General features: G+C 47.3%; 10 protein-coding genes. 7 read left to right on the top strand and 3 right to left on the bottom strand.

Annotated elements, in window-relative coordinates; genetic code table 11:
* Positions 1 to 76 precede the first annotated feature (76 nt).
* Entirely contained in the window at positions 77 to 922 is an 846-nt protein-coding gene (locus tag SY83_RS22020) for an AraC family transcriptional regulator (RefSeq protein ID WP_068610485.1), read from the top strand.
* Here SY83_RS22020 and SY83_RS22015 read toward each other — a convergent pair.
* Complete coding sequence (locus tag SY83_RS22015) at positions 914 to 2,062, bottom strand: LacI family DNA-binding transcriptional regulator (protein WP_068610483.1); 1,149 nt, start codon at positions 2,060 to 2,062, stop codon at positions 914 to 916. The genes SY83_RS22020 and SY83_RS22015 overlap by 9 nt on opposite strands.
* A 211-nt stretch (positions 2,063 to 2,273) precedes the next feature.
* Between SY83_RS22015 and SY83_RS22010 the strand changes: the two genes are divergently transcribed.
* The 6 genes from SY83_RS22010 (at position 2,274) to SY83_RS21985 (ending at position 9,641) form a co-directional block, all read left to right on the top strand.
* Positions 2,274 to 3,359 (top strand): amidohydrolase family protein, encoded by a 1,086-nt coding sequence (locus SY83_RS22010; protein WP_068610482.1) that lies wholly within the window; start codon positions 2,274 to 2,276, stop codon positions 3,357 to 3,359.
* A complete protein-coding gene (locus SY83_RS22005) occupies positions 3,356 to 3,736 on the top strand; it encodes a Rieske (2Fe-2S) protein (RefSeq protein WP_068610480.1) in 381 nt (126 codons plus the stop codon). The genes SY83_RS22010 and SY83_RS22005 overlap by 4 nt, the downstream gene beginning before the upstream one ends.
* Positions 3,737 to 3,804: 68 nt before the next feature.
* Positions 3,805 to 5,865 (top strand): DUF6259 domain-containing protein, encoded by a 2,061-nt coding sequence (locus SY83_RS22000; protein WP_068610478.1) that lies wholly within the window; start codon positions 3,805 to 3,807, stop codon positions 5,863 to 5,865.
* A 203-nt stretch (positions 5,866 to 6,068) separates the two neighbouring features.
* Positions 6,069 to 7,022 carry an ABC transporter permease gene (locus tag SY83_RS21995; protein ID WP_068610476.1) on the top strand — a complete coding sequence of 318 codons (954 nt, stop codon included), beginning with the start codon at positions 6,069 to 6,071 and terminating at the stop codon, positions 7,020 to 7,022.
* Complete coding sequence (locus SY83_RS21990; protein WP_082882689.1) at positions 7,006 to 7,905, top strand: carbohydrate ABC transporter permease; 900 nt, start codon at positions 7,006 to 7,008, stop codon at positions 7,903 to 7,905. Before SY83_RS21995 ends, SY83_RS21990 begins: the two co-directional genes overlap by 17 nt.
* 110 nt (positions 7,906 to 8,015) lie before the next feature.
* Positions 8,016 to 9,641, top strand: coding sequence for a type 2 periplasmic-binding domain-containing protein (locus tag SY83_RS21985; protein WP_068610474.1), 1,626 nt, complete (start codon positions 8,016 to 8,018; stop codon positions 9,639 to 9,641).
* A 61-nt stretch (positions 9,642 to 9,702) separates the two neighbouring features.
* Here the strand turns inward: SY83_RS21985 and SY83_RS21980 are convergent, their stop codons facing one another.
* Together SY83_RS21980 and SY83_RS21975 are read right to left on the bottom strand one after the other, a co-directional pair.
* Positions 9,703 to 11,289: a response regulator transcription factor gene (locus SY83_RS21980; protein WP_068610473.1), complete on the bottom strand. Its 1,587-nt coding sequence runs from the start codon at positions 11,287 to 11,289 to the stop codon at positions 9,703 to 9,705.
* A 26-nt stretch (positions 11,290 to 11,315) separates the two neighbouring features.
* Positions 11,316 to 12,968, bottom strand: coding sequence for a sensor histidine kinase (locus SY83_RS21975; protein WP_197479921.1), 1,653 nt, complete (start codon positions 12,966 to 12,968; stop codon positions 11,316 to 11,318).
* Between the last annotated feature and the right edge of the window lie 14 nt (positions 12,969 to 12,982).

The following is a 12,982-nucleotide window of genomic DNA, read 5'->3' as shown; positions in this document are numbered from 1 at the left end:
ATTACGCGCGCGGTCTTACATTCTGCATCCGACTGAGCTAGAATGAAGCTATATTTCAGGTTGGAGGTCGAAGACCGTGCGCGCGTGGCAACAGAAAGGCAGGACGACCTCAACGCGTCCGATCCATAGTTTTGAGACCGGGGATATTGAATATTCCCCCCATTGGCATGACGAGATCGAGGTTGTTTACGTTATGCAAGGGCGGCAACGAGTAGGGTTAAATCAGGATTCCTATACGTTAGGAGAGGGAGATCTGTTCCTCATTCATTCGGGTCAGGTTCATCATTATGCTCCTCTGCCTGAAGGAAGCCGTGTATTCATCATCCAATACGGTTTAACTTTGTATGATGAGCTCGCGGAGAAAGTTAGGGTCAGGATTGTCGCGCAACCCCATATCCCCAAGCCCCGGCAGGGGGAGGACGGGAAACTGTATATGCGACTTCTGAAGCCGGTACTGGAGCTTTATCAGGAGAGCTTGCAACAGGATCAGGAATGCCCCCTGGCGGTGAAGGCAAGCATCTATGAACTTATGAAAATCGTTTACCGCGATGTCCCGCATCAGGTCTACTCCGGCTATGAACAAACGAGGCACAGAACGAAACTGGAAAGGCTGCAACATGTTTTCGATTATGTGGAAGCGCATTATGCTAACGAGCTGAAGCTGAATCAGCTCGCCGCTGTATCCAACATGAGCGTGTACCATTTCTCCCGCTTCTTTAAGGAGGCCACAGGTATGACCGTCGGCCGATATATAACGAGTTACCGTGTCACGGAAGCGGACAGGCTGCTTCAGCTTACGGATGTTCCGGTAACGGAAATTGCTTACCGCTGCGGGTTTCGAAGCATCCCTACGTTTAACCGGGTATTCAAACAACTCCGGGGATGTTCGCCATCGGCCGTAAGGAAAATAAATCTATCCTGAACACCCGTACAGATTTTTCAGGTTGTCGCTCTGTTCCACATAAGTGCTGATGAGCTTCAGGAGCTCCGCTTTAGATGTTGATTCGGACCGAATCAGCATCTTTTTTATTCTGTATTTGATTGCGGTCACCGACAGGTTTATATGTTCCGACAGGGATTCGTAGGTGTTGCCTGTGAGCAGGGCGCGAAGAATATCCAGGTCTAATGAATCCGATTCCTGCAAGAGGTGCTCCATTCGGTAAAATTGTTGTTCCGTTCGGGCTGAAACTGCATTCGAAGATTTGGAGAGCGTTAAATGTGATCCTTCGTCCACCGGCATGTCGTGGAAACCGGAGGTCGTTTCCCTAGTTTGAATGTGGCTGGCAACCGTTATGGAAGAAGAGACGACCTTATCATGCTTAACAAGATAAAGAAGAAGATCCACGGCTTTCCGGCCAGCTTCAGCATAATCCAGCGTCACCGTGGTTAAGGAAGGGGTTGTAATCCGGCCCGTCATCGTATCGCCAAAACCGGTGATCGACAAGCGGGATAACAAGTTAGGTGAGATTTCTTTCAATGTTTGGATCAAAAGGACGGCGACAACATCGTTCGTGCATATCACGGCGTCGTATTGAGGAAGCATCGGTAAAAGTTTCTCAAAACAACGGCTTATGGAGCCGTCCATTCTGTAAATGTCCTCATCATGGACTAGAATATTTGCCTGCGAATGAGCCGTAACATATCCCCGGTGCTTCAGTAAATCGGTAAGGGAGTCCGGATTCATGCCGCAGAAGGCCAGGCGCTTACAGCCCGAATCTATAACAGATCGGGTCAATTCGCATGCAGCCCGGGAATGGTCGAGGGCTATGTAGCTCGAGGAGGACTGCATCTCATGGAAATGCGTACTCACGAGAATGGGATGAACGCCCGCGGCATGCAACTGATTCAATACGGTTTGTTCCCACGCCGCGGAGCTGCCAAGAACAAGAATGGCTCCCGGGTTTGGTATCTCTTCCATGACATCATTCAGCTCTGTTGGATATACGGTAAGTTTTAACCCTCTCCGCCCGGCTTCGGATTCAATGCCGGCAACCGTCTTTGTGTACCAACTGGTCAGGGTATAAGCGGGCTCCGCAATCAGCGGCAACATCTTGTTCATCATGGCTGGGGCTCCGATCCGATAGAATAACATGTAATTATAACGAATGATATCGAAATACACAAGGCTAAAATGGAACGCATTCCGACCTTGTTCTCATGCTTGTTGGACCCTCTAAACCCGATTACGATGAAAAGGAGCAACATACCTGACATAACAGGCTCTTCAAAATGATTGATATAAACAACAAGTGTGAATAACAAGGAGGATTTATATGGGACGACGTAAAATCATCGATTGTGATATTCATCATCAGCTTGGCGAAGTCAAAGATTTGTTCCCTTATTTGTCTCAACATTATCGTTCTCAAGTGGAGACGTGGGGTTTACAGCTGCCGTCCCTGCCGACACTGAACGGCGGGGTACAGGGGAGAAGGGTGGATTCATTCCCGCCCAACGGGAATCCACCGGCATCGGATTTGTCCTTCTTGGCGAAACAACTTATGGACGAATTCAACGTGGAGTACGGCATATTAACCGGGGAGTTCCAACCTGTAACGACCACACCAGACGCGAATTACGCGGCAGCTTTATGTTCAGCGTACAATGACTTTACCGTGGAACATTGGTTAGAGAAGGATAAGCGCATGAAGGGATCCGTACTCATCCCGATTCAGGATCCATTGCTGGCCGCCAAAGAAATTGACCGTGTGGGCAAACATAAAGATGTGGTTCAGGTTATTGCGCCAAGCGGCGCAAAATCTCTATACGGCCAGCGTTATTACAATCCAATCTATGAGGCCTGTGAACGGAACGATCTGCCTTTCACCATTCATATCGGTATGGAAGGGTTCGGAATCAATCCTTCACCGACAGGAGCCGGTCACCCTTCCTATTATATTGAATACCGGGCTTTGCGGCCCCAGTTAATAATGGCTCACCTGGCGAGTTTCATCTTTGAAGGGGTATTCGAGCGTTTCCCTAACCTGAAGGTAGTGTTGCTTGAAGCAGGCGTGTTCTGGATTGTGCCTTACTTATGGAGACTGGATCAGGACTGGATCGGCTTGCGGTATCAAACCCCGTGGGTGAAGAAGAAGCCGAGCGAGTATTTTATGGATCATGTATATATAGGTTCTCAGCCGATTGAAACGGGACCTAATCCGGCAGCCTTCAAGCAAATGCTGGAATGGATGAACGGGAAGGAGAAGCTGTTATTCTGCAGCGATTATCCGCATTGGGACTTTGATTCTCCAGCGATGGCCTTACCCAAGCTGGATGAGGAAACTTCGGCGAATATTTACTACAACAATGCAGCGCGATTATACAAACTTGGTTCTTGGGCGAAGGAGGGAAGTGTATGAAGCCGCATATAATCGGAGCAGCAGCTGAGTTCCCTGTCGGGTCCCGTCGAGTGATCGACATTGGAGGTCGAAGTATCGGCGTGTTTAATATCGAAGGAAAATTATATGCTTTGCGGAATTATTGCCCTCATCAAGGCGCTGAGCTGTGCAGCGGGTTAATTACACCTCTGGTGACATCTGAAGAACCGGGTCAGTTCTCCTCTGAGCGTGAAGGCGAAATTATCCGTTGCCCATGGCATCAGTGGGAATTCGATATCAAGACAGGTTGCCTGATAACAGATCCGCGCGTGAAGACGCGCTCATATGACGTGGTCGTTGAGACTTACAATATTGAGCAGTCGAAAGAAAATGTCGTTGTATACATGCCTACGGTTTAGAACCGCCTTCATACTATTTCAAGGAAGCGTAGAACTCATTATATTTATTGCGCGGAGGAGAATGCATAGTGCCAAAAATATCAGACGGGTTAGTTCAATTGAACGGAAAGGCTATTAGTCTGGAAAGTATCATGAATTGTTATAAGGAAGGCCTACTGGAATGGAGTTTGACCGCCCAGCTTCCCTCCCAACCTTGGAAGCCGGGAGTAAAGTTGCTGCTTTCAAGCAAGGATTGTTCCGGGCAGGCAGAAGCGGTGGATCAGGGTTATCTTATTCGGTACAGTAGGCTAAGCGAATCGGTGCCTTTTTCAAAAATACAGATCGAAATGCGGATATTGGAGACAGCATCCCAGAAATGGGATATTTCTCTGCACATTCAGAATCATAATGAGCAGGCTTGGTATATTCGGGAGGTCGTAGGAGTAAAGTTATCGGGTATACAAGCTTCGGGCGAAAATAGCAACTTATATTGGCCCAACGGACTGGGCCAGCGATTCCGCGGATTTCAGGCGATAGGAAGCAGGTCGATGTCCTATCCAAGCGGGACAGGGACGATGCCATGGTTCGCTCTTGCTTGTGAAAACAGTGGCGGATTATACTTCGGCACACATGATCCTGATAAGGGGAAATTAGACATTCATGCAAATCATAATGAATTATTGGATGTTCTGGATGTCAGCGTTAAGCATCATCCGTATATCCAGCCCGGAGGAAGTTGGAATTCTCCGACCTTCGTCATACAAGCTTTTCAGGGAACCTGGCATGAAGCGGCTCAGATATACCGAAGTTGGTACGATTCGCATGCTTCAATCATTACGCCCCCACAATGGGTTCGCCGGTCTTCCGGGTGGCTGCTTAGCGTAATGAAGCAGCAGAACGGGGAGGTCATGTGGGACTACCACAGCGGAATTGATCAGTTATGTCAAGTCGCCGAGGAACGCGGTCTAGACACCCTTGGCTTGTTCGGTTGGGCGCATGGCGGACATGACCGCTGTTTCCCCGATTTTATTCCCGATCAGTTAATGGGAGGTAAAGAGGCGCTGCGGAAAGCTCTGGGGCGTGCCAAGGAGCGAGGCATGCGAACGATTCTCTATGCTAATGGGGTCATCATGGACCTTATGACGGAGTTCTATCGTTATCATGGCAATGATGCTGCGTTGCTCCTGGAGAACCAGGAACTCCAAGTTTCATCAGTACGTAAATTTCGCAGTGCAACACCGGTTCCGTTCGCCATGGGTTGTACAGGTTCGGACGTATGGCAGAACCGGATGCTGGAATTGGCTATACAAGCCTATGAGCTGGGAGCCGATGGCATCCTTTTCGACCAAATCGGAGTCTATGGTCCAGATGAATGTCATAACCCGAATCATAAACATAAAACACCGGCGACCGCATATACAACAGAACGAAGTCAAATTATACATTCTATCGCAACGCATATGAGAAGTCTAAGCCCTGACTTCGCGATTATGACCGAGGGGATTCATGACTCTGTGCTCTCCGGGATATCGTATGTTCACGGCTGGGGCTGCGGCTTCAGGCCGGAAGAAACGCATGCCTCCGCAGGGGAAGAGCCCTTCCCCGAGATGTTCCGTTACACGTTTCCGGAACTGCCTATGACGCAGCGTCATCCTACGGCCATGATGGACCGGTACTACGCCAACTTCGCAGTCCTGTATGGATTGAGGTTTGAATTGGAAACCCGTTACAGGGCCGATGTACAGTACTTGCTTCAAGATAAACTTCCCGAGTCTGAGGATTATGAGGATGTAGTTTATTATCCACCTGATCATGAGTTGATGAGGAGTATTCCTCCAGCTGAAGCAAAACAATATTTGCGGCAGGTTATTGAATTCTGCAAAAAGTATTCAGATTACCTTTGGGAGGGCCGATTCCTAGATACCACCGGTTTCGAGCTTATCGGCCTGTCTGAGGGATTGACTGCTAAGGCTTATGCAGCCGGCGACCGGATCGCCGTACTCGTATGGAACAGCTCTTCAACAGAGCTGAATTGCAGCATTAGAGCGGGGCGACGTTCCTTATTCGGCTGTGCTGATCCGGATGGGGAATCAGTTGATGCTGCAAGTCCAATTCCCCCTCAAAGTGTCCGTTTGTATCTCTTCCAATAGTTAACATGGAGCTGCTTCCTTTAGGAAAGCAGCTTTTTTCTGCACTAGGGATGTCAATGGAGCTGTCATTATTTTGCTAATCAAAAAGTGACAACTACGGAAAGTTACAATTCTGATAAAATGATGTGCTTGACAGTTAGAACCCTTATTTTTTTCAGAGTAGAATGAAGATACACCAGACAGAGAAGGAGTTAGAGAAACCTATGGAAGATACCCTGCCGCAACGGTTGCCGGCTCAGATCGCCGTGAAGAGAAAACCTTCTGTTCTGCGGGAGATCGCTCAACATAAGTACTTATATTTGTTAGGGCTTCCCGGCATGTTATGCTTCATTATATTTAAATATTTGCCATTGCCGGGCATTATGATCGCGTTTCAGGATTATTCCGTATACAAGGGGATCCTGCAAAGTGAATGGGTTGGATTGCAGCACTTCATAACGCTGTTCAAGGATCCGGATTTTTTCATGCTGTTCCGCAATACGATTACGATCAGTTTGTTGCATATCCTTATGTTCCCGGCACCGATCGTGTTGGCCTTGTTGCTCAACGAATTGAAGAATGCCACAGTCAAACGCTGGATTCAGACGTTCGTCTATGTGCCCCACTTCGTATCGTGGGTTATTGTCATCAGTTTAACGTACATCTTTCTTTCCAAAGAAACCGGGATCCTCAATAACCTCATTCACACATGGGGAGGGGAGCGCATCGAGTTGCTTTTCAATGGCAAAGCCTTTTATCCTCTTGTGATTTTGCAGGAACAGTGGAAGAATATCGGTTGGGGTTCCATCATTTATCTGGCAGCCATTGCAGGCGTCGATCCGGCTCTGTACGAATCCGCCAAGATGGACGGGGCAGGCAGACTCCGACAGATCTGGTCCGTTACGTTGCCGTCGATTATACCCACCGTCATCATCATGTTTATTCTTGCGCTTGGACATACGCTGGATACGAATTTTGAACAAATCTATCTGATGCAGAACCCTATAAACTCCGAATATTCGGAAGTCTTTGAAACCTACGTTTACAAGCAAGGTATTCGGGAAGGCGAGTTCAGTTATACGGCTGCGGTCGGTATTTTCAAGTCCACCATCGGGTTAATCCTGGTTCTGGGCAGTAACTATCTGGTAAGGAGACGCGGACATGAAGGCATTTATTAGTGCGGGTAGTCACAGAGGGATGGAGAGAGTCTATCAGGGAATATTGACACTCTTGTTGTTGCTGCTTTCGTTCACCATGATTGTCCCTTTCATCTACGTACTGGCGATTTCATTCAGCGATTCCAGCAACTATATCAGTGGAGGATTCATGTTGTTCCCCAAGGACTTTTCCTGGGAAGCATACGATTACGTTCTATCCGGTCAAGGTTTTCTTAACGCGTTTAAAGCTTCGCTATTTATCACTTGCATCGGTGTTCCTCTTTCCATCGGCATCAGTTCGATGATGGCCTATATGCTGGCCAAGAAGACGCTGCCGGGACGCAAATGGATTCTGAATCTGGTCATCTTCACGATGCTGTTCTCACCCGGCCTGATTCCAAACTACCTCTTAATTGACAAGCTGAATCTGATCGATTCGTGGTGGTCGCTTATTCTTCCAGGACTGGTGGGCGCATGGACACTGCTCGTGATGAAAAGCTTCTTTCAGGAACTTCCTTCCGAAATTGAGGAATCCGCGAAGATTGACGGTTGTAACGACCTTACCATCTTCTTTCGAATTATTCTGCCGCTATCCAAGGCTATGCTAGCCGCATTTACGCTGTTTGCCGCCGTTGCCTATTGGAATACTTTCTTTAGCGCGATCATGTATATAACCACCCCTGAGAAATGGCCCTTGCAGGTGTTTCTGCAACAGATTGTGGTCCAGGCCAATGTAAACGAATTTACGGATTCCGGCGTGGATATGACGCGTAATCAGCAGATTAATCCGGAAATTGTGAAGATGACCGCGGTCATGGTGGTTACGGCACCGATCCTGGCGCTGTATCCTTTTCTTCAGAAATATTTTGCCAAAGGTGTGTTAATTGGTTCGGTTAAAGGGTAGAGAAGTTCGGGAAACAAGGTAAATATGGATGTTCGGGAGGGTCTTCCGGCCGGAGACGCATCTCTGTTCATTATAAATGATGTAAACAGATATAACGGGAGGTCATCACCATGGGAATGATTAAAAATTGGGCGAAGTTTACGGCGTTAACCGTTGTAGCCGCTTCCGTCCTGGCAGGTTGCAATACGAACAACAACAATAATGGCGCTTCAAGCACCAACACGAATTCCGGAACGAATACAGAAACACCGGCTGCTAATGTAACAGCTGAAGCTTACAAGCCTTTTGCGAAAGAAATGACCGCGGTGATCCAAACCAGAATGTGGGGAACGTTGCCCCAGAATGACAATCAGCTGGAGTTGGAACTGGAGAAGAAGTTGAACACCAAGTTAGACATTCAATTCGTGCCTGCTGATAAAATTGAGCAATATATCGACCGTGTGAACGTGCAGCTGGCTTCGAAAAATTTGCCGGATGCAGTGGAAATTGTGCTTGGCGATAACGTGAACTTCCCTGCACAAACCTACCAGGCTATTAAAGGCGGAGCTTTCTTCGATCTGACACCACTCATCGAGAGTGAAGACTTCGCGACGAAGTATCCGGAGCTTGCGAAGATTCCGAAGGAATACTGGGAGTATATGAAGGTGGACGGCAAAATTTACGGGATTCCAAAAGGAATCGCATATAATCAATTTGTGCAGAGCTCAACCAGAATACGTCAAGATTTGCTGACACAGATGAATTTGAAAGCGCCTGCAACAACAGAGGAATTGGCGGAGTTGCTAACGAAGTTGACGAACCCGCCTGAGCGCTACGGTTTGAACTTCGACCGCGGACATTTCCACGCGCAAGATTTGGCGCCAATCGCTGCTTCGTTCACTGGCATCCATGCTCCATGGGGGATGGATGGGGAAGGAAACTTTATCTACCGTGATTTTGTTCCTGAATATAAGGACTTCCTGCAATGGGTAAAGACACTTGTTGAGAAGAAAGCGATTAACCCGGAATTTGCTTTGGCTCAACCAACATCCTTTATCAAAAAAGGCAAATCGGGTGTTGTTCTCGGAGACATGTATGATTGGCTGCACTTGCCGCAATTCGGTATCAAGTACTTCGAGGACGGCGTTCAGGATAACCCTGAATTGGTAGCTTACGGTCCAGTGAAAGGTCCTAAGGGCTATGCGATAAACGCCTCAAAGCCTTTCGATGTAGCATGGGTCATTAATGAAAAGTACGGTAAGGAAGGTGCGGAACGGATTCTGGAAATAGCCAATTATACGGCTACCAAGGAATATCTGGACTTTGCCAAAAATCCGATTGAGAATGTGTATTATACGATTCAAGACGGCAAGAAAGTAGAAACGCCGAAGTATAAGGACGATGCGGTATGGATTTACCAGAACTTCATGGGTGCAACAGCAACGGTGCCTTGGCAACTGGGTGCGGCTAAAGACTTCAATAAACCGGAATACACCAAAACGATTGAAGAGTTGGAAACCAAATTAAAGTCCATTGTTGAAGAGAACAAAATTTCGTACCCTACCATTGGTTTGAACGCTCCGACTTACGATGACAAGTGGAAAGCGTTAACGAAAGATCTGGATAATAACTCGGTTAAAGTGGTTATGGGCGCCATGAGTTTCGAGGATTGGGACAAATACGTCGCATCCATTGTAAACAATGAAACCTACAAACAAATTCAAGAAGAATTTAAGACTTCGTATCAAGCCAAATAAGTGTAAAAAGAGCGGCCCCTTGGAAGATCATTCTTCTGGGGGCCGCTTTTTGGATCTTACATTATTCCTGGTAACGTTTACGATATTCCTTCGGGGTGACGCCGTATACTTTTTTGAACATTCCGGAGAAATGAGAGAAGTGAGTATAGCCGACAGAGACCGCAATATTGCTGATACTGTGCGCCGAATGTCTGAGCAACTCTCGTGCCTTCTCCATGCGCGCTTGTACGATAAAGTCGAACAGAGCCTCGCCGGTTTCCACTTTAAACAATCTCGACATGTAGGCGCTGTTTAAGTAGACTTGGGCTGAGATGGACTCCCGGGTAAGCTCTTCATGAAGATGATCTTTCACATAATGCTTGATCTTTGTAATGATGGCTGAATGATCATCGTTATTTCCTCCGGCCGCATCGAAGTACGTCTGAAACATCCGCAACATCCAATCTCTTAGTTCGGCAAGGTTGCGCGGACTCTCTTGTACTGCATAAGCCGGCTTTAGGGTGGAGAGAAGTAGACCTTTCTTATGACACGCGCAATAAAGGATATAAGTTGTCCCATGCACCATGGCTGCGATTAATTCGAAGTGGTCGGATTTACTCTCGCGAAGCTGTTGTATCGTAAGGTCCACCTTCTGAACAATCTCTTCCCTCTTCATCATGTCCAGCAGGGGCAACCAATTCGGAAGCCAAGGTACCGTGTACACAGGCAAATCCGGAAGGGATGTCCCTTGGTATTGTACCGTATTAGTATCCTTGACATTGTAACGTTCCATGCTGAGAAGATCGCCGAACGCCCCGGCTAATTCCCCTATATTCACGGGGTTGCTGATATAACAGGATGCGGAACAGTAGAAGTATTCGTTGCAAGCGTTAATGAACGAATCGGAATCCGCCGCCCAATCCACAGGCAACGTGTGTTCCGCTGCAAGCACTACCCAGATGCTTCCTCCGCTGTCTTGAAACACTTGTCCTTTCCGGTTGTTGATAAAGATGTCCTGTGCCGCCGAGCGGAGCGCGTACATCATGATCTCCTCATCTCTGCCGGAGAATTCTTTCTTCCATTGCTCTACGCTGATCAGAATGGCAATCAGCGAATCCCGAAACTGGAACGGTATGCGCAGCTGCTCAGAAACCTGTGTCCACTGTTCCTCATCATAGGGTTTGTTACGCTCCAATAGTTCTTGCCAGAAGTGGTCTACCATACTGGGCAGCCGACTCTCCCACATGCGCAAATACTTGGTATACAGATCATCGACCTCTTCATTTCGCTTATTACGGGTCGTCTCTTGAATGGCGAGAGCGACAATGCGCTTGAGCTCGTCATGTTCAATCGGCTTTAACAAGTAATCAAAGCCGCCTAAGCGGATCGCTTCCTTGGCATAATGAAAGTCCGCGTGTCCCGTCAGGAAGAGTGTAATCGTGGAAGGAGAATGCTCATTCATCCATTCCAGCAATTCCAACCCGTTCATCATAGGCATCTCAATATCCGCAATCACAATATCGATGGTCTGGGTTAGCAACAAATCAATGGCTTGTTCCGCATCATAGGCCTCGTAAAGGGTGTGTATCGCAAGCTCGCTCCAATCCACGCCTTCTTTAATTCCTCTGACCGCATAATCTTCATCATCGACAATCAACATACTGTACATTCAGGCCACTCCTTCAGGTTGTCGGTTTATATCGCTTTGGGAAGTGTCAATTTAACGACGGCACCGGAAGTAATTTCATCATTGGTGAGCTCTAGTCTTGCCAGAGCACCACCCGGCATCATCCCTATTCTTCTTACTACGTTATACATTCCAATGCCCCTCTCTCTCTCATCCGACTCGGCAGGAGACCATTGCGAAAGAGGTAATGTAGCGGGCGCACCGTCCAGAATAGATTGCGGGAATCCGCAGCCGTTGTCTTTAATGGTGATGGTGAACAATTGATCGGGATGTGACTGATCCGGTTCCACGACAACTCGGACCATTAAATCTTTACGCTTGTTGCGAAATCCGTGAATCATCGTGTTCTCCACAAAGGTCAGCAGGGTAACGGGGGGAATTGGATAGGCCTTTATGTCATCCGGCATGACAATTTCATAATGAAGCCGGTCCACAAATCTCATGCACTGAATGTCCAGGTAATTGCGGACTTGATCCATTTCATCTCCTAAGGATATTAAAGGACGATTGGTTTTCGTAATAAACCGGAAATAATGGGCCAGATGCAAAGTAAGCTTCTGTACGGATTGGTATTCACGGACGGCAGCCATGTTATAAATGATGTTCAGCGTATTCATATAAAAGTGAGGGTTAATTTGAAGCTGCAGATGCTTATACTCCGCTTGTTGAGCACGGATCTGCTCTTCATACACATCAATCTTAAGTTCATTGATTTCACCGACCATATTTTGAAACGATTGAAACAGAAATGAAAACTCATCATGGTGATGTTCCGGGATATCGACTTCCCGTTTACCCGCGGTTACATTTTTGAAGGATTGATGCAAATGCTGGACCGGTTTCATGAAACTTTTTTGTAAATAGAAATAAAACAGCAGGATGATGACGACAAAGGCAATCGGGAGCAACCACATCAAATTCTTAATCATGCGCAGCGATCCTAACAAATCGGATTCGGGGATTAGAATGGCTAACTGTAAATTCGCAAGGGTGGAAGTTGATTTCACAAGAAGATAAGATTTCTCGTCATGTTGTAGTTCGTTCGAAACGGTTACATCCCGGGAGGCTAAGGCCGGAGTTAAATTGCTGTACAGACTGTTATAGTCTTTACGAAGTAAGGAAGTTCCTCCGTCGCTAAACATAAAGAGGAAGCCGTCATAGGAAAAGCTGTAACGGTTCGGATCAATCCAAGCTCCGATATACACCCCTCTCGAAATCGATGTGATTTGAATAATGGCTTGGGATTTTTCGTCAATGTAAATGTTACGTTCCTTTGCCTGTGTTGACGAAATGGCTCGGCGAAGCGTGTCCGGCTTAATGACGCTGCTGCCTTCGGACAATAAGAGATCGTTGGTCGGTTCGATATACAGAAAAAAAGCGGCAACGCCGTCATATAGGCCTGTGTTGGTTGTGAATTCCTTCTGAATGTTGATTTTGCTCATAATATATTCTGTCGATCCGTAGGGATAAGCTCCGATGGAACTCAAGTCGCTGTCGTACGCCGCAAGGTGGGACAAGAAACTGTTCGTCTTCGTCAGGGCGCTGTCCATCCGCTCCATGTACGTATTCGTCAGTTGTCGGTGGGAATCGAGCGCCTGGGTTGTGAGAATGCCAATGCCGTAATACAGAATATATACCAACAAACTCGTAAGCGTTATCATTAGTAGAATCATAT

This window comes from Paenibacillus swuensis (genome assembly GCF_001644605.1).
Classification (GTDB): domain Bacteria; phylum Bacillota; class Bacilli; order Paenibacillales; family DY6; genus Paenibacillus_N; species Paenibacillus_N swuensis.
Note: the sequence above shows the minus strand (reverse complement) of the source record. Positions and strands in the feature narration are given on the sequence as shown.

Bases quoted from the DNA above. Each gene is read 5' to 3' on its own strand.
- SY83_RS22015 (WP_068610483.1), bottom strand. From the start codon at position 2,062: ATGATGAACAAGATGTTGCCGCTGATTGCGGAGCCCGCTTATACCCTG.
- SY83_RS22010 (WP_068610482.1), top strand. From the start codon at position 2,274: ATGGGACGACGTAAAATCATCGATTGTGATATTCATCATCAGCTTGGC.
- SY83_RS22005 (WP_068610480.1), top strand. From the start codon at position 3,356: ATGAAGCCGCATATAATCGGAGCAGCAGCTGAGTTCCCTGTCGGGTCC.
- SY83_RS21995 (WP_068610476.1), top strand. From the start codon at position 6,069: ATGGAAGATACCCTGCCGCAACGGTTGCCGGCTCAGATCGCCGTGAAG.
- SY83_RS21990 (WP_082882689.1), top strand. From the start codon at position 7,006: ATGAAGGCATTTATTAGTGCGGGTAGTCACAGAGGGATGGAGAGAGTC.
- SY83_RS21985 (WP_068610474.1), top strand. From the start codon at position 8,016: ATGGGAATGATTAAAAATTGGGCGAAGTTTACGGCGTTAACCGTTGTA.
- SY83_RS21980 (WP_068610473.1), bottom strand. From the start codon at position 11,289: ATGTACAGTATGTTGATTGTCGATGATGAAGATTATGCGGTCAGAGGA.
- SY83_RS21975 (WP_197479921.1), bottom strand. From the start codon at position 12,968: ATGATAACGCTTACGAGTTTGTTGGTATATATTCTGTATTACGGCATT.